Origin of the sequence: Chryseobacterium lathyri (assembly GCF_003290185.1) — a bacterium.
Lineage (GTDB): Bacteria > Bacteroidota > Bacteroidia > Flavobacteriales > Weeksellaceae > Chryseobacterium > Chryseobacterium lathyri.
The window spans coordinates 1-20,476 of the sequence record NZ_QNFY01000016.1; the positions used below are offsets into that span (position 1 = coordinate 1).

Sequence of the window (20,476 nt, forward strand, 5' to 3'; positions counted from 1 at the left end):
TTATATAATTATAATATTATTTATTTAATTTGTTAAATCGATTGCATTTTATTAATTGTTTAATTTTATTTTACATCAAAATTGTAGATCTTACCTTTTTCAGTATTTAAATCAAAAACCTGCGTTTCTGGAACTGTAAAACCTTTCAATTCTGCTTTATCAGAAATCAAAGGAGCTTTAATTGAGTTGATCTGGTAATATTCATTCGGATTATTTCCTTTTGAAGGTTTCAGTTGAGTTTGGGTAGCCGAGGCTTCAGAAGCTACCAACACCACATCTTTAGCTGTTCTGATTCTGCAATTTCCTCCTAAAGCTGATTTAATAATTAATTTCGTCAGCTTTGAATTTTTCCATTCTATATCAACCTCAAATCCGCCACGTGCTTTCAGGCCTTTCACTGAACCATTTGGAAGAGCATCAGGAAGTGCCGGTAAGATGTATAGATAGCCGTCATAACTTTGTAGTAACATTTCTGCAATTCCCGATGTACAGCCAAAATTCCCATCAATCTGAAACGGTGGATGTGCGTCCAGAAGATTGGGATAAGTTCCTCCTGACTGACCTTTTGCTTCCAACGGAGCAGGTGTTAATTGGTCTGAAATGAGTTTGAAAGCACGATTTCCATCCAATAATCTTGCCCACCAGTTTACTTTCCAGCCCATTGACCAACCTGTTGATTTATCGCCTCTGTACATCATAGAATTTTTTGCAGCTTCCGTTAAATCAGGATTTCTGAAAGGTGAAATCTGCCCCGAAGGAAACAATCCGTACAAATGCGAAATATGTCTGTGTTTATCATCGGTTCGGTCCATATCCTTCAGCCATTCCTGCAACTGGGCGTGCTGCCCGATCTGCATAGGCGGAAGTTTATTTAACGCTGATTTTACTTCATCCGAAAGATTTTTATCTTCATTTAAAACTTTTGAAGCATTAATAAAATTATTAAAAACATCAAAAACCAACTGATTATCCATAGTCGTTCCCGCCGTAATTCCGACATCGTTTAAATATTTATTTTCGGGTGACATTGAAGGGGAAACCACCAGGTATTTTTTAGAAGAATCCTGTTGAAGAGCATCCAGATAAAATAGGGCACAACCTCTCAATACAGGATAATATTTCTTTAAAAATTCTTTGTCCCCCGTGTATAAATAATGATTCCAGAGATGCTGTGTGAGCCACGCACCGCCCATCGGCCACATCCCATAAAAACCACCATCCACAATTCCGGTAATTCTCCACAAATCTGTGTTGTGATGCATATTCCAACCTCTTGCATGGTACATTTCTTTGGCAGATTCCTGTCCTGTCACCGATAAATCCTGAATCATATCAAACAAAGGTTCGTGCATTTCGCTCAAATTTGTGTTTTCGGCAGGCCAGTAATTCATTTCTGTATTGATGTTGACGGTGTATTTGCTGTCCCAAGCCGGATTCAACTGGTAATTCCAGATCCCCTGTAAGTTGGCGGGCTGAGTTCCCGGTTGTGAAGATGAAATCAAAAGATAACGACCAAACTGAAAATACAAAGCGACCAGATCAGGATCTTTAGAATGGGCGAATTCTTTAATTCTGATATCTGTTGTTTTTTTCGCCTGATCTGTTGTTCCTAAATTTAAATGTACACGGTTAAAATATTTCTGATATTTTTCGGTATGAGCTTTTAATTCCTCATTATATTTTTTGCTTAAAGCTTTGTTTAAATATTCAGAAACTCTCGCATCCGGATTTCCGGAAATATCATTGTATTTTTTGAAATTGGTAGCGATTGAAATATAAATAATCACTTCATCTGCTCCTGAAATGGTTAATTTATTTTGAGTTGAGGTCAATTTTCCACCTTTTAGAACAGGAACAGCTATCGTTTTGAAATTAACTTTTCCGGTTTTATTATCAGCCGAGCCGCTTGTCCCGGTGATCACCAGTTGATTTTTCTCCGTAAAAATTGATTTTTTTAAGTGTGGAGTAGTAGCATTAATTGAAAAATTTAAATTCCCTTTCTTACTGGAAGATAATTTAATCACAACCACATTATCGGCAAAAGAAGTGAAAATTTCACGCTTAAAAGTCACAGCATTTACTTTGTAAGAAACAGTGCTTACTGCTTTTTCAATATCTAAAGCTCTTTCGTAGTTTTTAAAATTTTCATGACCCTTGAAATCTAAAAATAAATCACCCATCGTCTGATAAGGCATCCCGTAGTTCAGGTCTTTTGGCGCTGCTCGGGGATAAGTTGTATTAGAAAGTTTTTGAGCCTGTTCAAACTGACCTTCATTCAATAATTTCCTGATTTTTTGAATACTGTCGAATGTATTTTTCGGAACATTATTTCCCGGTTCACCCGCCCAGATTGTTTCTTCATTAAGTTGAAGATGTTCCTGTGAAACACCGCCAAAAACCATTGCACCGAGCTTTCCGTTTCCGATGGGAAGCGCTTCGTTCCAGTTTTCTGCAGGTTTGCTGTAGGTTAGTTTTAAATTCTGCTGTGCATGAATAGAAATGGAAATTACCGCTCCAAAAGCCAGTGAAAATATTTTATATTGAATGGTTTTCAGCATACTTTGAATTGTTAAATTTTTTGTGATTACCACGAAATAAACTATTAATTACTTATTACCTATCGTTTTCAGCCAGTCCGAGCATAATTTTTTCCAGTTATCAGTTAGCTCTGATCTATTTGTAATTCCAATTTTGTGTTCACCTTCAGGAAAGATAAACAATGCTCCTTTTACTTTATTTTTTGTCATTTCTTGGTAATAAAGAATGCTGTTCATCACAGGAACTGTTTTATCGTTTTGAGCATGAAATAAAACAGTAGGCGGAGTTTTTTCCGTTACCCGGTTCTGCATAGAGTATTCTTTGATCTTTTCCGGAGAAGCATTTTCACCAAGCAAACTATTGCGACTTCCAATATGGGCAAATTCTCCCAAATCAATAACGGGAGAAACAAGAATCGCAAAATCAGGAATGGTAGGAATATTCTCCCAGTCGCCTTTTAATTCTGTATAATCTGTAGAAATATTACTTACCGTTGCAGCCAGGTGTCCACCTGCAGAAGTTCCGATTACTCCAATCTGATCTGATGAAATGCCATATTGCACCGCATTTTTTCTGAGGTATTTTATAGCCGCCTGAACATCCTGTAATGGAGCAATTTCTTTTTGCTTTAAATCAGGAGAGGTTGGTAACCTGTAATTTAAAACAAATGCAGATATTCCCTGCGTGTTGAACCATTTGGCAATTTGATAGCCACCCAGATCATAGGTAAGTTTATAATATCCACCACCGGGAATGACAATGACAGCCATCTGTTTTCTTTCTTCTTTCGGAGGTAAAAAAGCAAAAAGTTCGGTTTCCTTTATTTGTACAATTCTTCCTTCTTTTTCTTCAGTTTTTAATTGCAATCCTTTGGAATTCGGCATTTGACCTTTTGGCCACAAAATGATTTTTTCCTGTGCAGATAATTGATTTATAAGGAAAAATGCTGTAATAAAAATTGCTTTTTTCATTGGTTTTTGATTAAAAAAAGTCTGTATTCTTCTGGTTAATTGCAATGGTGTAAAGTTTCATTAAATGATTCTTTTTTAAGGCGCAAGAAAATCATTTGCGATTAATTAACATTTTCATATTTAAGAATTAAGAAAATCTTCTCTGAACGGTGTAAAAGCATCAATCAACCGTCCTTCTTCCAGACATTTTACCCCATGAAAAATATTGGGCTGAGCGAAAAAACCGTCACCTTGCTGTAAAATTTTCACTTCATCGTTAACAGTTACTTCAAATTTTCCCGATGCAACATAAGTGATCTGCGAATGAAAATGCTGGTGCAAGGCTCCAACCGCATCTTTTTCAAATTTTACAATCACCATCATTATCTGAGAATTGTACCCGACAAACTGACGGGAAACTCCGCCTCCTAAATCTTCCCATCCGGAATTACCGTTGAAAAATGGTTCTTTTTTGAAATTCATTTTTTATGTTTTGCATTATTTAATATATTTTTCCAACCTGATATTCAAGCTTTTCAAATCCTTCAAAGCCAGTTTTGCAACAGTTTCTGCGCCTAATTTTGATAAATGGGTGTCATCAGCTTTTCCTTTTGGATAATATGGATTTTCACCCTCTACAAAATGAAGATGCAGTTTTTTTGAATTTTCCGGACCGTACGCAATTTCCATTTGCTCGGTTAATAACTGCATATCAACGAACGGAACCTTCATATCATTGGCAACCATTCTTACGACTAACGGATATTCTTTGTGTGTATCAATCAAAACACCATTTTCTGTGAAATTTCTCCTGACAATGGAAGTCATCAGAATGGGGGTTGCGCCCTTGGCTCTGGTTTCATTGACGTATCTTTCTAAATTGGCCCTGTATTGAGTGTATGGATTGGTAAATTTAGTTGAATCCTTCAATTTCTGATCATTATGGCCAAACTGGATGATCACAAAATCTCCTTTTTTAAGCTGTTTCATCACTTTATCCCATCTTCCTTCTGTTCTGAAACTTTTTGAGCTTCTTCCGTTCATTGCATGATTCTGGACTTCAATTCCAGTCGTTAAAAATTGTGGCAAAACTTGTCCCCAACCGTGTTCAGGATTTTTATCAGGATTTTCCTTATTCGCCATGGTGGAATCACCAATTAAAAATAGGGTTGGTTTTTGTTGAGCAAATGTTATTATTGATAGGAATAATAATAGTATGCTAAGTTTTTTATTCATCTTACAATTTATTTTTAATTAAACCTGAAAGATGCTTCGGCTAAGCTCGGCATCGCTACAAATGTGCTGTTAAATGAAGCAATTAGTATTAGAGTTGTCATGCTGAGCCCGTCGAAGCATCTTAGTGATTTATTTCATTATTTATTTGGATTCCAGTCACCCAGAATCTTTTCTAGTGTATAATTTTTCAAATCTTTTTTTGTCAATTGCTGCGACCAACTTACCCGTTTTGAAATATTTCCTCCTTCACCTTTACTCCCAAACTCTGCATAATAAGCTGTTTTTTCTTTATCAGGAAACATTTTATCGCCTTTCCAGGGATTCCAGCCTTCCGGAAGGATGTGTTTTCCCATTTCTGTATTGATAAAAACTGTTTTTGCATAGGGTCTCCAAGGTCTTCCCAGATATACTTTTGTGATGCCTTCTTTGGCAATTAATTTACAGTCTAAAAAGACAAAACCGTACTGTCTGTCGGCTTCTGTTGCGGCTGCGGTGATGTAAGAATCGGCTAAACTTTTAATGGTACAGTTCTTAAAAACAACCGTTGCCTGTCCGAAGATAAAGTCAGTTGTTCCTTCGATATAACAGTTTTCAAAATATTGTCTGCTATGATTGGTAGCGGAATAAACCGTGTCCTGACAACCCAGAATTTTAGAGTTTTTAATCACAAAACGGTCACCTTCCACATGAAGAGAAACTGCCTGTCCTTCGTTGCAAGAACTGTTTTGAATCGTTAAATTACTGATTTTAATATCATCACCCATGACCAATAAAGTGTAGGAATTGAAGGTTGTTTTTTTTTCATTAAATGAATCCAATTTTCCTGAAAAATCACTGTTGGTGATTATAGTATTGTCTTTATCTTCGCCTTCTAAAGTGATTTTATGTTTTGAAGAAGGGATGGTAATTTTTTCATTATAAGTTCCGGATTTAATGAAAATCAATGCTTCCGCAGGTCCTAAATCTCTTACTGAATTTATTGCTTTCTGAATCGATGTAAAATCACCGCTACCGTCTTTAGCTACAGTGATTTTAATGTACGGATCATTTTCTGCTAAGAGAAATTGAGTTATCGAAATGAACAGAATTAAAAATAATTTTTTCATAAAACTTTACTTAAGTTGGTCTTAGCCTTAATCTCAAACTTAACTTTTATCCTATTTCAAAACTTTATTTAAAAAGGCAACAGTATAATTCAATGTTTCCGTAAACCAGGGTTCTGCGCTCCAAAATGAATGCGGAGAATCTTTAATTTCGTGAAATCCAGTCGGAATATTATAGCTTTTCAATTTCTTCATCATATCGTCTCTTCCGGCATGAAAACGAGGTTGAGAACTATTAATGAAAAGAGTAGGAGGTGTATTTTTGTTAATATATTCTAAGGGTGAAGCTTCGGTCCAGTTTTTTAAATTGGCACTCCTGTCACCGCCCAACCAATACGAAGCATATGTACTTTCTTCAGCTGCGGGATGAATAAATGAAACAATTCCATCAATATTGATGATTGCCTTAATTTTATTCTTTGATCGTACACCAACCAAAGTTGCAATTTGTGCCCCGGCTGATTCTCCCAACACTGCTATTTTATTTTGATCTAAAGAATATTTTTTTCTGTTTTTCTTTAACCAATGAATGGCCTCCTCAATATCTTCAACTCCGCCGGGATATTTTGCAACATCGGCCAACCGATAACCGACCGCAATTGCAACATAACCTTTTACAGCCAGTTCCATTGCCATGAATTTTTCATTTTCCTTACTTCCCGAAATCCATCCACCACCATGAACCATTGCGATTCCGGGGTGTTTTTTAGATTTATCGACAGGATAATAAATGTCTGCTTTTAATGAAAGTCCATTAATATTGGCATATTCTACATCTTTATCAATCCCTATATTTTTCGGAACCGGCCGATCTATCGGAGTGATAAAAGTGTATTTTTTCTTTAGTTTTTCATAGGTAGTTTCATTGGTGTAAGGAGTTGCATTCGGCCGTTGAATCTGGCCGAATGCTAATGTTCCTCCCATTAAAAAAATAGAAATATAAGTATGTTTTTTGTTAAAAATCATGTTGTCAAATTTTAAATTTTTGAACCACTAAGATTATTTAACCGCATTTTTAGCTACTTCCGTTGCAATAGAAATTGCAGCTTTATCATTTGCAACTTCTTTGGGTAAGAAGATTGCCCCTGATTTATTTCCTAAAACCTTAACCAACGGTTTATTTTGAGACTCAAATTTTACCGTCGCAAGGCTGATGTTTTTGCTGTTGTAGACTGTTGCTCCTGTTCCTTCAGAATATTTCAGCTTCACATTTTTTAATTGAATTCCGTCTGCATCTACGATAGTAAGAGCCTTTTTCGTGTCAAACTGAGAATCTTCGATCACAATATTTTTAAGATTCATTTCAGCTAAGCCGAATAATGTAATCGCTTCGTAAGAATTAACTGCATTGATGTTTTTAAAGAAAATATTTCTAAAAATCGGAGTTTCCTCTGTTACGGGATAAACTTTTTCCGGTGCTTTGTTTTCTTCTTTTTTTTGTCCGTCTTCCAAAACCGGTGAAGCTCCTTCATAGAACATATTGAAGCCAATTACCTGAGTTGGAATATTAATCATATCGATATTTTTGATGTAAATATTTTCAACGATTCCACCTCTTCCCCGTGTTGTTTTGAAACGAAGACCAATATCTGTTCCGATGAAAGTACAGTCGGAAACGTGAATATTTCTAGCTCCTCCGGACATCTCGCTTCCAACGACGAAACCTCCGTGACCGTGGTAAACGACATTGTTTTTAATGATAACATTTTCAGTTGGTATTGCTCTTTTTCTTCCGTCTTCATTTTTCCCTGATTTGATGCAAATCGCGTCGTCACCAACGTCAAAGGTATTATCATAGATTAAAACATTTTTGCAGGATTCCACGTCTACACCATCGCCGTTTTGTGAAAACCAAGGATTTCTAACGGTAAGATTTCTTAAAATGACATTCGAACACATCAACGGATGAAGATTCCATGCGGGCGAATTCTGGAAGGTCGGCCCGTCCAGCAAAACCTTATCACAACCCACCAAACTTACCATTACGGGACGAAGAAAATCTTTAACCGATTTTAGCTCTTCCTTAGAAATTTTATCAGGAACGTTGAAGCTCGAACTGCTTTCAAATCCTTTTTTATAACTTTCTGATGGATACCAGGTTTTACCGTCTGAAGATAGGATTCCTCCGGATTTTACAATTTCTTTCCATTCAGATTCTGATACTTTTCCTTTTTTAATGGCTCTCCAGGCATCACCGCTTCCGTCAATTACACCTTTTCCTGTGATAGCAATGTTGGTTGCATTTCTTGCTGAAATGGGGGACTGGCAGCGGATTGTATTTAATCCTTCAAAACTTACATCAACTAAAGGATAATCGTTTTTGTCTTTGCTAAATATGATGAATGCTCCTTCTTCTACGTGAAGATTGATGTTGCTTTTCAATTCAATTGGTCCTGTTAACCACATTCCGCGGGGAACAACCAATTTTCCGCCGCCTTTTTTAGAAAGATCATCGATTGCTTTTTTGAAAGCTTCTGTATTTTTTATATTTCCGCCTGCAACTCCGCCAAATTGTGTAATGGAAACTGTGTTTGCAGGAAAAGAGGTTTCCACAACCTGAGGCATCTTAAACTCAAGATTCTTGTAAATATCCAGATTCTGAGCATAGATTTGTCCTGAAAACATCATTGCTGCTGCTAAACCGATAACTTTGAGAGACTGCTTCATTTTATTTTTTTTGAGTTTTATTTTTTTGTTATTGTTTTTTCAAAATCTATGTTTATTTTTTCTCCCACAGATTATACAGGTTTTTACGGATCATTGCGCAAATTTTTTAAACTTATAAGTAAAAATATTACATCAACATCTGTGAAAATCTATGGAGAAGACTATTAATTTTTAGTAATTCTAAACCAATCAAAATCCGCATATCCCCCGCGAGGAGCTTTTGCTGTACTTATGCTATACAAACCGACTTTAGCACCAATCCATTTTCCGGGTTTTGCCTGAAAAACGTCACCTACTTTGGTGAAATTTTTTCCATTTTCGCTGTAACTGAACTGGCACAAACCGTTAGGTTCGTTGACATTTACTTTTAAATAGGCCTCGTTTCCTTTTAATTTTGTTTCAAATAAAACCTTTTCTTCGCCGCCTTTATCTGCCTTTTCGGCTCTTCTTAACTGTAAATAAAACCCGTCCTGTTTATTGGTAATTACGATTGATTCGTGATCTAATCCCATCACTAAGAGTCCTGCAGTTTTTCCTTCTTTAGCATCTTCCGGAGTTAATTTAACTTTCGTGGAAGCAGCAAAATTAGGTGCCGGGAATTTTTGAGTTAATAAATTCGGGATGTTCCACAGGTTTTTTTCACCCTCAGGAAGCTTCATTGAAAATAATCTTAAAAATTTCTGTCCGGGAAGTTTGGATGACCAAACAATATTTTCATTCGCACTCCATTGCCATTGTAATCCTAATTTATCTCCATCAAACTCATCTGTTTCAGGAGGCGTAACGACAGGGTAGGATTGACCGATGTTTGGTTTTTTATAGGTTAAAACCGGTTCCCCGATTCCGTTTTTATTATGGTCAGTTCCAATAACCGGCCAGTCTTTTTCCCATTTCATGGGTTGAAGATGAACGATTCTTCCACCTGCATCAACGTCCTGAAAGTGGTAAAACCAATCTTCACCTGAGGGCGTATCAACCCAGGCTCCCTGGTGAGGCCCGTTGATTTTTGTGGAACCTTGCTCCAGAACAACTTTTTCTTCGTAAGGACCGTAAATATTTTTTGATCTCAAGACCAATTGCCAGCCTGTAGCCACTCCGCCTGCGGGAGCAAAAATGTAGTAATAGCCATTTCTTTTATACATTTTCGGGCCTTCAACTGTCGGATGTGCATCGTGACCATCAAAAACATGAACACCCTTATCCAAAACTTTTGTTCCTTCAGGATTCATTTTATTAATTGAAAGTAAACTTTTCACACCTGCGCGGCTCCCTGCCCAACCGTGAACTAAATATGCATTTCCGTCTTCATCCCAAAACGGACAGGAATCAATCAAGCCTTTTCCTTCCATCACCAAAACGGGGTTTTCCCAGGCTCCCAACGGATCTTTGGTTTTCACCATATAAATTCCGAAATCAGGATCACCCCAATAAATGTAAAATTCTCCTTTGTGAAATCTGATGCTTGGCGCCCAAACTCCGTCCCCTCTTTTTGGCGTGGAAAAATGTCCGGCTGGTAAAATATCCTGAATGGCATAATTCACTAATTTCCAGTTGACCATATCTTTTGAATGAAGAATAGGCAATCCCGGAGCTTCATTAAAGCTTGAAGCCGTCATGTAATAATCTTCACCAACACGAATCGCATCAGGATCGGAATAATCTGCATACAAAATTGGGTTTTTGTAATTTTTGCCCTGATCGGCTGTCCAGACCTCGGAAACATAGTTTTTTTCCTGTGCGTTGAGATAGGTTGACGCAACTGAAAGTATTGTGATTGTTGCTATATTTAAAATGCTTTTTGTCCTCATAAAATCAGATTCATTGTTTAGGCAATAGGAATTGGGTTGCAGGTTTTAGTTTTATTTTTCAAATTCTAAACTAGCCAGGATGAACGGTCCTGTTCCTTTTGCATCGTTTGAACGAACTTCTTCATTGATATAGTATTCATACGACCCGTCTCTGTAAGGTTTTCCACCTAAACCGGCTACTGCGCAACATTTATTTAAATTTACCACTCCATTTTCATCAACTGTAATTAAATTTTTGATGATTCCGTCGTACCCCTTTTTAGCATAAGTTTTATAGGATTTTGGAAGATAACCGTTATTGACCGATTTAATAATTGTGTAAACAAACATTGCTGAAGCCGTAGCCTCCGTATAATTTCCTTTTTCTCCTGCTTTATCCAAAACCTGATACCAAAGTCCGCTGTCTTTATCCTGAACTTTGATGATGGCATCGGTGTAAGATTTTATATAAGAAATTAATCTTGCTCTTCCGGGATGATCTTCAGGTAAATAATCCAGGACATCTACCATTGCCATTCCGTACCAGCCCATCGCTCTTCCCCAGAAATTGGGTGAAAGTCCTGTTTCTTTGTTTGCCCAGGCTTGTTCTTTGCTTTCATCCCATGCGTGATAAAGCAATCCTGTTTTTTTGTCTAAAAGATTCTTTTGAACTGAATCAAACTGAAAAACAATATCATTATAAGCTTTGGTTGCTTCTGCACCTTTTACAAAATCTTTCGTGTAGTGCGTGTAGAAGGGCATTCCCATGTACAGGCCATCCAGCCACACCTGGTACGGATATATTTTTTTATGCCAGAAAGATCCTTCTTTGGTTCTTGGCTGCCCGTCAATTTGGGAACGAAGGGTTTGAAGGGCTTTCAGGTATTTTTCTTTTTTCTCTTTCTCGTAAAGATATAGAAGCACATTTCCGCTGTTCAGCATGTCGATATTGTACTTTTCAAGATCGTAGGTAAGAATTGTACCATCTTCTTTGATCAGTTTTTCTCCAAATTCGCTGATGTAATTATAATATTCTTTTTTACCGGTTTTCGCGTAGAGCTGTTCAGCGGCATCCAGAACAATCGCTGATGGATAGGTCCATTTCGGGCTTTTACTGAAATCAAGCATCCAGGATTCCGGAAAACGCTGCATTTCGGAAAGCAACATTCTTTCAGACCATTTCAGGTTTGTAGGAACTATTTTCCCTGCTTTTGAAGCTTCTGTTGAAGATTTTGAAGCGGTTACAGATTTTGTTTGGGCGCAAGCCAAAAATATTCCTGAACCTAAAGCAGCAAGTGCCAATAATCTTATATTATGGTTAATGAAATTCATTATTTTAAACTTTAAAGTTGATTGGTTTTATCTAAAATATCCAGTTTCTTATCTAAATCCTGATAAAATGCTTCTTCTGTTGCTAAGCCGTTTGGTTCCAGAGACCAGGCTCCCAAAAAGTAATAAGAAACATTCTTCACTTTCTTGAAAATAACGGTATGAGTGGATTTTGTCCTAACATATTTATCAAAACTCTTGAGAGGGTAGAAGACAGCCATTCCCAGATTGTCGTCTTTTTTTGTCTCCGTTTGATTGCCGTAAGTGGCGATATAAGCCCATTTTTTATTTTTACTGATTCCTTGTTTTAACGGAATATTTTTAATGGCAACAATTCCGGTACATAACCCTGAAATAGTGTTGCTTAAGTTTAAATCTACTTTTACAAAACGATCTTTATTAAAAATCGTCAGTTTTGACTGTAAATCTATGGCATCACCCCAGGTTTTCCAGCCCTTATAATCGATGGCTGCATAAGATTGATCTTTTTCATTAACTACTTTTACGGCTGTATTTTTTACAACTTTAAAGGTTTCAATAAAGTCATTCTGCTCGTCATATCTTCCGTAAGAACCGATGCCAATGGTACGGCCGGATTTCAAAATATCCTGTCCCCAGGGTGCATCGTGATGATAGGATTCAAAACCGTCTTGTCCGACTTCAGGCAAGGCCAAGGTGTTTACTTTTTTACCGAAAATATCAGTTGCATTCCTCCAGTCTAAATATAGTCTGTAGCCGATCTGGTTGTTTTCCAGACCGATACCTTCATATCTGATATAATAAGAATGATCGGTATGTTCGGCAGGAAGCACAAGCTGGTTGATGTTTTTAAAAGTTCCTCCAATGTACTGATTGCCTTCCCATTTCCCACCTTCTTTTACGGAAAGCTCCGCATATGAAAAGGGAACTTTTGGATTTTCTTTAATTTTTTCAATCACAGAAGTTTGAGCCACAGAAAATGTTGAACTCAAAAATGCTCCTGCAATGACTATTCTAAACAAACTGAATTTCATAATATTTTTTTATTAGATAACTGGTTTTTAACTAAAAGTCTTCATGGTTATTAGTGTTGTCTTTCGGTTATTTTTCTAACCAGATCGTTAAAATATACTTCGATATTATCGTAATTTTTATCTAAATCCCGTCCGTTGGAATTGGCAACTTTAGGATTTAATTTATTTTTAATTTCCCACTCATCAGGCATTCCGTCGCTGTCTGAATCGGGGAGAGGTTTTCCTGGATTTAAATTGGGGAATCCACCTACATCATTTTGAGAATCAATGATTCCGTTGGCACTTCCTTTTGAACCTTTGTAGGTGAAGCTTCCATTTTTCACATCTTTTAAAACGTGCAGATCAATTGCATCTCTCACCAGGCTTGCCCCTCCGATCTGTAAAATTTTCTCATACGCTTCTTTCGCAGAATGAGTTTTCACATTGTCCTGAATCTCATGCGGCTGATTGATTTTAATGGAATTTTTATCTTTATCCGTCAAATTATATGCTTTCATCTGATCAAAAACGCCTATCGTCCAGTTATCCGTTGTGATTTCCGGACTTCCCTCCACAACATTTCCGGTGATGTAATATTTTCCCCAGATGTTATACACTTCAGTTTCTTGTTTTCCGTTTTTATCAATGGCTGCAATCCGTTGTTTTGTCGTGGTTGCAGGGCCGGGTTTGTAATAATTATTAACGAGATTCACATTCATTCCTTCACCTCCGTACACATTATTGTGTCCCCAATTGTAGATCACATTATTCCTGAAATCGGTAAGATCGGTTAATGCAAACTTACTTCCCGCATATTCCCCTAATCTGGGATTTCTGCTATCGTGGTGGGCATATAGATTATGATGAAAAGTCGCAAATTTTCCGCCTGCAATTCCGCCATATCCGTGAGCACCTTTTTCGTGGACAGAATTTCTCAAACTTTCAGAAATCACGCACCATTGAAGTGTAGTATTTTCGTTGACATAAATGGAAACCGTCTCGTCCGTAGACCAGCTCATCGAGCAATGATCGACCATCAGATTTTTGATGAATCTTGCGCCAAAAGCGTCACCCTGATATTTTTTCTGATCGCCCATCCTGAATCTCATGTAGCGGATAATTACGTTATTTGCTGCAACAAAAGTTTCGTAATTGGCAATGGTAATTCCGTCTCCGGGAGCTGTCTGTCCGGCAATGGTGACATCACCTTCTTTTATCTTCAACGGTGATTCCAAGTAAATTGTTCCGCCTGTTTTAAAAATAATATACCTCGGACCTTTTTGGTCTAAAGCGTGCCTTAAAGTACCTTCCGAACCATCATCGTTTAATTTGGTCACGAAATAAATTTTTCCGTCGCGTCCGCCGGTTGTATATCTTCCGAAACCTTCTGCACCGGGGAAGCTTAGGAGGTTTTGAGCTTCAACAAAAGTCAAACTTCCGCATACAATTCCTATCGTCATTATTTTGGTGAAGTGTTTTTTCATGATTGAAAATTCTTTGGTGTTTTTGATGTTCGGGTTGAAATTATTTTAAACTTGTTTTAACGTTCCAAAGGTCTTTTCCTTTGAGAATATTGTCAGTTGTATATTTTTTTCTTTCTTGTTTTGTTAATTGATGCGACCACGAAACTCTTTTTCCAGCATTGGCGCCGGTTCCTTTTGAATTAAATTCTGCATAGAACGTTGTCTTTTCCGCATTGGGTTTGTTCCAATTATGCCATCCTTCCTGTTTTATGGTGGAATTCATTTCACAATCGATGTAAACTGTTTTGGCAAAAGGTCTCCAGGGTCTTCCTAGATAAACTGAATGTTCTTTCGCGTTTCCGATGATTTTAGATTGAATAAAAACAAATCCGAACTCACTTTCCTGTGGAGTGGAGGCGGCTGTGACGTAGCTTGCTGTTTCTTTAGAATAGATCGTGCAGTTTTCAAAAATGGCGGTTCCTGCTCCGAAAATATAGTCGGTTGTCCCTTCGATGTAGCAGTTTTTAAAGTAATTTCTTGAAGGTTTTGTCTTATCTGTTAAATCCTGAACTCCTTTTAAATATAAAGTATCCTGATTTCCTAAAAACCTGCAGTTTTCAAAGGCAATTCTGTCCCCTGAAGTTAAAACAGCAACGGCTTGCCCAACTTTTCCTGAGCTGTTTTCAAACGAAATATTTTTTGCTGTAAAGTTATTTGAATAAATAAAAATTGTTGAAGAACCTGTTGTTCCGATATCTTTTCCTTCCGGATTCTTTTTTGAAGCAAAATCATCGTAAGTGATGATGGTATTTTCGGGATTTTCACCTTCCAGTAATATCGTCCCTTTCGATTCGGGAACGGTAATTTTTTCTTTGTAAACTCCGGCTTTAATTAAAATTTTTGTTCTTGTCTCAGAACCATTTTCAACGGCATCGATGGCTTGTTGTACTGTAATAAAATTGCCTTTTCCGTCTTTTGAAACTACGATAATTTTATCATTGGTTTTAAAAGAAAAAAGACATACCAATATGATTGAAAATATTGAAAATGTTTTAAAATTTTTAATTAAAGAAGAAGTTTTCATTAAATAAATTTTGAGTTAAATACAGACTTCTCTTTATGGGAAGAAGCCTGTATTCTTTGATATGAATATGAAACTTTTTATCTAATAACCGTAATCTTGTGTAAGATTATAATTCGATTGAATAATGTCACTATAAATAGGTAATAATTCTTTTTTATTGGGTTGGAAATATTGTGCAAAACCTTTTACCGGATCAATGATGTATGTTGGCAAAACAGCTGCCCTCCACGCAATTTTAGTATAACCTGCCGGCGTTGCATCCTGAGAAGGCATGTAAAATACCTGAGATTTGTCGCCGCCGGTGAAGAAAATGTCGATATCGTTAACATTTTGCTGTGCAGATTTTGTAGGATCGTAAACCGATTTTTTATAATAAAGATTTAGCGGTACGTTTGCGTATGGTCCGGTTCCGTTTGCAAAAGCTGTCAGCTTCTGTCTTGTTTCCGTAATTTTAGCATCTAGTAGATTCCAACGGATAAGATCATATTTCCTGATTCCTTCTGAACCCAGCTCCAATAATCTTTCTTGAACAATATAATTGAAGAATCCCACTTTGTCTGTAGGAATTGTTCCAACCTGGCCCAGATTTCCTGCGTAAGCCCTGTTTCTCACAAGTTTTACCGCATTAATGGCTTCCTGGGAAGGAGCACTATGAAGTTCGTTATCTGCTTCTGCGAACATTAGCAAAACATCTGAAAAACGTAATAAAGGCCAGTCAACCGCAAGGTTTTGAGAAGGTCCCGTAATGTTCGTCCATGATTTTCTGTATTTTGAATCTGTGAAAGAAATAGCAGTCACTATTTCCGCCTGATTGGAATTATTAACTTTAAAAATTCCTACATTCATATCTCTTCTTAAATCATATTTAGTAAACTCGTAGAAATAAACCGGAAGCGCGTTGATACCGCCTCCTCCTTTCCAGTTGGAATTATCGTCATGCTTTAAGCCGTTGTAATAACCGATCTTACTGTCTGTTCTTGCATTACCACCGAAAGCTCCCACACAGAAAATAATTTCGTTGGTAGCATCCTGTGTATTGGTATGCAAAGCTCTGAAAACTGCTTCGTAGCTTGGATTTAAGCTGTGTTCTCCCGCATGGTTCATGATGTCTTTACATTCATCATAAGCAATCTGATAATAGGCTTGAGGATTTGAACCCTGTGCCATCTGTTGTGGACTTCTTCTCAATGAATATCCCGCTCTTGCCAATGCTATTCTTGCTCTTAAACCTTTAATAAAACCTTTGGAAATTCTGGCATTTGTAGTGCTTCCTTCTGATCTCCAAGGAACTAAAGCAGAAGCCTGGGCCAGATCTGCAATGATTTTTTCATAAATAACATCTCTATCTGTCTTTGGAAGATAAAGATTGTCATAATCCACGGATGGCTTGTCCTGAAAAGGAACATCACCCCAGTTTCTTATTAATTCATAGTAAAACTGAGCTCTTAATGTTAAAGCTTCACCAAGGTAGCGATCCATCATTTTTTTGTCAGCATCGGAACCCGTCTGGTAAACAGGGGAGATCGGAATGTTTTTAATGCAAAGATTCGCTCTTTCGATTCCTGAGTATAGTTTCAAGAAAGGTTTGTTTAATTCTGTATTGGTAGGGCAGGCCCCGAAAGTTGAGATTCCTCTTCTGTCATTACAGTTGTAGTCCCCTGAAGTCCTGAAATCGTCACTGGAATGAGGATAAATTAAGGCTAATCTCTGTCCATACCCATCATCACCTGCCAACTGGTTATAAACACCCACCAAAGCGGTGAAAGTGTCTGAAGTACTATCGAATTGCTGTGCTTCCGCAACACTTGAAAAATTTTCAGGATCCAGATAATCGCTGCATGAATTTATGGTGGTAAGCGAAAGGATACAGCTTAATATAATTATTGTCTTTTTCACGTTTAAGTTTAATTAAAAGGTTATATCAATACCTGTTAAAATAAATCTGCTTCTAGGGTATGCAGCATAATCAACACCCGGAGTCAAAGGGTTTCTTCTCGTACTTGCTTCCGGATCGTAACCGTCGTAACCGGTGATGGTAAATAAGTTATTTACGGTTGCATATAACCTGAAATTCTTAATACCAAGCACTTCTAATGAATCTTTTGGAAGGCTGTAACCTATTGTCACATTATTTAATCTTAAGAAAGAACCATCTTCAATTGCATATGAATGCAGAATGTAGTTTCCTTGCGGAGGCGTCCACATGGTTGTATTGGCGTTCAATGCAGCAAGGGCGGCAGGATCTGTTACTTTTACGCCTTGGTCATTAAACCATCTCCATCTGTCTGCAACTTCTGCAGCCATGTTGTTGTCTCTGTATAAGTATTGAGTGGTAAACTCGATTTTATTGGCATTATAAACCTTATTGCCTACAGAGAAATTGAAAAATAAACTCATATCCCAGTTTCTGTATCTGAAAGTCTGGTTAAACCCTCCGTAGAACTTCGGCTGAGCACTCCCTAGTTCGGTTTGATCGGCTGTGGTGATCTGACCGTCGCCATTTAAATCTCTTAATTTAAGATCCCCCGGTTGGATTGGCTTTGAACCATTCGCGACAGCACTTGCGTTGGGAACACCAGCCTTTAAAGTATAAGCCTGAGTTGTGGGGTTAAAATCAAAATCGCCGATTTCATATCTTCCCTCCGTTTCGTATCCGTAGTAAGTTCCTACCGGATTGCCGACTTTGGCGATGAAATCATATAGATTATTTACCCACCCCGAAGCTACAAGGTAATAATCGTTGCCTCCGGAAACACCTGCTCCTAAGCTTTTGATGATATTTTTGTTAGCTGATATGTTGAAATCCGTTTTCCATGTGAAGTTTTCTTTGTTGACGATAATACCTCCCAACGAAACTTCGATTCCTTTGTTCTGTGTTTTCCCTGAATTTTGATACTGATATTCATATCCTGATGTCTGAGGAATTTTTGCCAGTATCAAAAGATCTTTTGTGTCAGTGATGTACGTATCCAAACTTCCGTATAATCTTCCGTTGAAGAATCCGAAATCCAATCCTAGGTTTTTAGAAACTGTAGCTTCCCAGGTTACATTTTTGTTGGCCAAAGTATTTCCCGTAGTGGCTCCCGGCGTTACACCGCTTCCGAAGGTATATCCGTAATCTGTAGAAGTTGTAAAAAACGTATCATAGAGAAAAGCCGGAATTCTGTTGTTTCCTGCAAGGCCGTATCCGAAACGTAATTTCAATTCATCCAGCCATTCTTTATTTTTAAGGAAATTTTCTTCTTTTATTTTCCATGCTACCGAAACTGCCGGGAAAGTTCCCCATTGGTTACTACCAGGTCTGAAAATACTTGAAGCATCCGCTCTTATGGAAGCTGTTAAAATGTATTTGTTGGCATAAATATAATTGGCTCTGCCAAATAATGAAAACAGCCTTTCTGGTGGTAATGCCGCCGTTCTGGGCGCATCCTGAATCATCCCTGATGGTGGAATTGCAGACTGAATATTGGCAAAAGCTTCATTTGGACTGATAGAAACGGGCAGCCATTTTGTGTAGATGTTTGAAGTTTCTCCGTCTGTCTGCACAGTTTCTTCACCAATCAATAAATCAAGTTTATGGTTCCCGAATTTCTTTGTATAGTTTAAAGTATTGGTATTGGTAATTCTTCTGGTCTGAGACCTTGTAAGCTGTACAATCGGCTGATTGTTGTTGGCCCTCGCGTCACTCGTCACGGTTCCCCAAAACTGATTTACAGCATTATCCCTTTGAACATAACCGACTACACTTCTGAAAGTTAAGTCTTTCGTAATATTATAATTCAAATATCCGTTTAATAATAAATCGTTGGTTCTGTTTTCTTTTACCTCGTTATCATTTAAAATAAGTGGGTTAACAAGATTGGTTAACGTTGAATAATTAGGGTCAAAGTCATCAATCGGTACATTGCTTCCCCCTTCAAAGGGCTGATATCTTACCGCATTTCTCAGTCGGTTTGTCCCCTGAGAACCTGACGCGGAAGTTCCCGCTCCGGAAATCAATTGGCGGCTGTATCTTGCATTGAATCCGGCTTTTAATTTTTTAGAAATGTCAAAATCATATTTAAAGTTGGCCATACTTCTTCTGAAACCTGAATTGAGCATAATTCCATCTTCTTCCACATGGTTTAAAGTCAATGAGAATGCAGACTTGTCTGAACCTCCCAGTAAGCTTAAGTTATGTGTAAAGTTGAATGCTTCTTTTCCAAAAAGCTCATCCTGCCAATCTCTTTTCTTAATATTTCCATATTTTGTAGCCAATTCATCAAACGTACCATATCTCGTGCTGAATGTTGTCTGGTCAGCCAAATCTCCTCCTTTATTGTAAAGCTCATATTGATACATTACAAATTGGTAAGGATCAAGCACCGGAATAGTATTCATAATTTTACGAACACCTGTATAACCGTTGTAATTGATAGTCATTGCAGCTTTTTTACGGCCTCCTTTTGTTGTGATCAAAACAACTCCGTTGGCACCTCTCGATCCGTAGATGGAAGTAGAAGCGGCGTCTTTCAGAACTTCAATTGATTCAATTTCTTTGGGAGAAATGACAGTAAGTGCATTATCCATCTGGATTCCGTCCACGATATAGAGTGGGGCATTGCTCTGTGTAATCGATGTACCCCCTCTTACTTTAATTTCCACGTCAGCGCCGGGAGACCCTTCGCTTGCCATAATCTGTACCCCAGCAACTCTGCCTTGGATGGCCTCTGCAGCGCTGTTTACGGGCATATCTTTTACTTCGTCAGCCTTTACTGAGCCAACGGCATTGGTGACATCTTTTTTGGAAACCTTGGAATAGCCTACCAAAACCACTTCATCGATATTGGTTTCTTTATCCTTTTTCGTCTCCTTTTCTTGAGCCATTGTCAGGACAGGAAATAAAAAGAAAGTTAGATATAACCATTTTATTGATTGTACTTTTTTATCCATTTTGTATCCTTATAGTTTTAATTTTTGGTTGAAAGTTTTCTCAATCGTTTTTGTTTTGTGTGGATTTGTAAGTATTCTACTGATTTTAGTGGCAAATATTTTTCTGAAAGATTTACACATTTTAAAGTGCAATCGATTGCGTAAATTTTCATAATAAATATCTTGGCTTCTAAACTAATATTATTTTTCAATACGCAAAGAAAAAAATATTATTTTTTCATTAATTCGATTGTTGAATGAGGATCAAACTTACAGAGTAATTGATGTTTTTAATTATGTAAAGTATTGAAAATTAATAATTTGTTAACTTGAAATTAGCTTAAATATGAATTGAAAAAAATCAATTTTTCTTTATTCTTTATTAATTTAAAACTTAAAATTTGCTTAAAATCTGA

14 protein-coding genes are annotated in these 20,476 nt (G+C 37.3%); all 14 read right to left on the reverse strand.

Annotated features, from left to right (window positions below; genetic code table 11):
* Nucleotides 1–65: 65 nt before the first annotated feature.
* Nucleotides 66–2,558: a glycoside hydrolase family 95 protein gene (locus DRF61_RS19575; RefSeq protein ID WP_111960221.1), complete on the reverse strand. Its 2,493-nt coding sequence runs from the start codon at nucleotides 2,556–2,558 to the stop codon at nucleotides 66–68.
* A 48-nt stretch (nucleotides 2,559–2,606) separates the two neighbouring features.
* The gene (locus tag DRF61_RS19580; RefSeq protein WP_111960223.1) at nucleotides 2,607–3,509 is read right to left on the reverse strand and encodes an alpha/beta hydrolase; all 903 of its coding nucleotides are present in this window, start codon (nucleotides 3,507–3,509) and stop codon (nucleotides 2,607–2,609) included.
* Nucleotides 3,510–3,629: 120 nt separating this feature from the next.
* Complete coding sequence (locus DRF61_RS19585; protein WP_111960225.1) at nucleotides 3,630–3,971, reverse strand: cupin domain-containing protein; 342 nt, start codon at nucleotides 3,969–3,971, stop codon at nucleotides 3,630–3,632.
* Between the two features lie 15 nt (nucleotides 3,972–3,986).
* Nucleotides 3,987–4,724, reverse strand: a complete 738-nt coding sequence (locus DRF61_RS19590; protein ID WP_111960227.1) for a rhamnogalacturonan acetylesterase — start codon at nucleotides 4,722–4,724, stop codon at nucleotides 3,987–3,989.
* 137 nt (nucleotides 4,725–4,861) lie between these two features.
* On the reverse strand, nucleotides 4,862–5,830 hold the full coding sequence (locus DRF61_RS19595; protein WP_111960229.1) for a pectinesterase family protein: 969 nt from the start codon (nucleotides 5,828–5,830) through the stop codon (nucleotides 4,862–4,864).
* A 51-nt stretch (nucleotides 5,831–5,881) separates the two neighbouring features.
* Nucleotides 5,882–6,793 carry an alpha/beta hydrolase gene (locus DRF61_RS19600; protein WP_111960231.1) on the reverse strand — a complete coding sequence of 304 codons (912 nt, stop codon included), beginning with the start codon at nucleotides 6,791–6,793 and terminating at the stop codon, nucleotides 5,882–5,884.
* A gap of 33 nt (nucleotides 6,794–6,826) precedes the next feature.
* Nucleotides 6,827–8,494, reverse strand: a complete 1,668-nt coding sequence (locus DRF61_RS19605) for a glycoside hydrolase family 28 protein (RefSeq protein ID WP_111960233.1) — start codon at nucleotides 8,492–8,494, stop codon at nucleotides 6,827–6,829.
* A gap of 164 nt (nucleotides 8,495–8,658) precedes the next feature.
* Nucleotides 8,659–10,302 (reverse strand): glycoside hydrolase family 43 protein, encoded by a 1,644-nt coding sequence (locus tag DRF61_RS19610; protein ID WP_111960235.1) that lies wholly within the window; start codon nucleotides 10,300–10,302, stop codon nucleotides 8,659–8,661.
* Between the two features lie 51 nt (nucleotides 10,303–10,353).
* The gene (locus DRF61_RS19615; protein WP_111960237.1) at nucleotides 10,354–11,613 is read right to left on the reverse strand and encodes a glycoside hydrolase family 88/105 protein; all 1,260 of its coding nucleotides are present in this window, start codon (nucleotides 11,611–11,613) and stop codon (nucleotides 10,354–10,356) included.
* Nucleotides 11,614–11,624: 11 nt separating this feature from the next.
* Nucleotides 11,625–12,623, reverse strand: coding sequence for a DUF4861 family protein (locus DRF61_RS19620; protein ID WP_111960239.1), 999 nt, complete (start codon nucleotides 12,621–12,623; stop codon nucleotides 11,625–11,627).
* A 50-nt stretch (nucleotides 12,624–12,673) separates the two neighbouring features.
* On the reverse strand, nucleotides 12,674–14,086 hold the full coding sequence (locus tag DRF61_RS19625) for a pectate lyase family protein (RefSeq protein ID WP_111960241.1): 1,413 nt from the start codon (nucleotides 14,084–14,086) through the stop codon (nucleotides 12,674–12,676).
* A gap of 40 nt (nucleotides 14,087–14,126) precedes the next feature.
* Nucleotides 14,127–15,149, reverse strand: a complete 1,023-nt coding sequence (locus DRF61_RS19630; protein WP_111960243.1) for a pectinesterase family protein — start codon at nucleotides 15,147–15,149, stop codon at nucleotides 14,127–14,129.
* An 81-nt stretch (nucleotides 15,150–15,230) separates the two neighbouring features.
* On the reverse strand, nucleotides 15,231–17,045 hold the full coding sequence (locus tag DRF61_RS19635) for a RagB/SusD family nutrient uptake outer membrane protein (RefSeq protein WP_111960245.1): 1,815 nt from the start codon (nucleotides 17,043–17,045) through the stop codon (nucleotides 15,231–15,233).
* A gap of 12 nt (nucleotides 17,046–17,057) precedes the next feature.
* Nucleotides 17,058–20,015, reverse strand: coding sequence for a SusC/RagA family TonB-linked outer membrane protein (locus DRF61_RS19640; RefSeq protein WP_238601925.1), 2,958 nt, complete (start codon nucleotides 20,013–20,015; stop codon nucleotides 17,058–17,060).
* Nucleotides 20,016–20,476: the final 461 nt, after the last annotated feature.

Bases quoted from the DNA above. Each gene is read 5' to 3' on its own strand.
- DRF61_RS19575 (WP_111960221.1), bottom strand. From the start codon at position 2,558: ATGCTGAAAACCATTCAATATAAAATATTTTCACTGGCTTTTGGAGCG.
- DRF61_RS19580 (WP_111960223.1), bottom strand. From the start codon at position 3,509: ATGAAAAAAGCAATTTTTATTACAGCATTTTTCCTTATAAATCAATTA.
- DRF61_RS19585 (WP_111960225.1), bottom strand. From the start codon at position 3,971: ATGAATTTCAAAAAAGAACCATTTTTCAACGGTAATTCCGGATGGGAA.
- DRF61_RS19590 (WP_111960227.1), bottom strand. From the start codon at position 4,724: ATGAATAAAAAACTTAGCATACTATTATTATTCCTATCAATAATAACA.
- DRF61_RS19595 (WP_111960229.1), bottom strand. From the start codon at position 5,830: ATGAAAAAATTATTTTTAATTCTGTTCATTTCGATAACTCAATTTCTC.
- DRF61_RS19600 (WP_111960231.1), bottom strand. From the start codon at position 6,793: ATGATTTTTAACAAAAAACATACTTATATTTCTATTTTTTTAATGGGA.
- DRF61_RS19605 (WP_111960233.1), bottom strand. From the start codon at position 8,494: ATGAAGCAGTCTCTCAAAGTTATCGGTTTAGCAGCAGCAATGATGTTT.
- DRF61_RS19610 (WP_111960235.1), bottom strand. From the start codon at position 10,302: ATGAGGACAAAAAGCATTTTAAATATAGCAACAATCACAATACTTTCA.
- DRF61_RS19615 (WP_111960237.1), bottom strand. From the start codon at position 11,613: ATGAATTTCATTAACCATAATATAAGATTATTGGCACTTGCTGCTTTA.
- DRF61_RS19620 (WP_111960239.1), bottom strand. From the start codon at position 12,623: ATGAAATTCAGTTTGTTTAGAATAGTCATTGCAGGAGCATTTTTGAGT.
- DRF61_RS19625 (WP_111960241.1), bottom strand. From the start codon at position 14,086: ATGAAAAAACACTTCACCAAAATAATGACGATAGGAATTGTATGCGGA.
- DRF61_RS19630 (WP_111960243.1), bottom strand. From the start codon at position 15,149: ATGAAAACTTCTTCTTTAATTAAAAATTTTAAAACATTTTCAATATTT.
- DRF61_RS19640 (WP_238601925.1), bottom strand. From the start codon at position 20,015: ATGGCTCAAGAAAAGGAGACGAAAAAGGATAAAGAAACCAATATCGAT.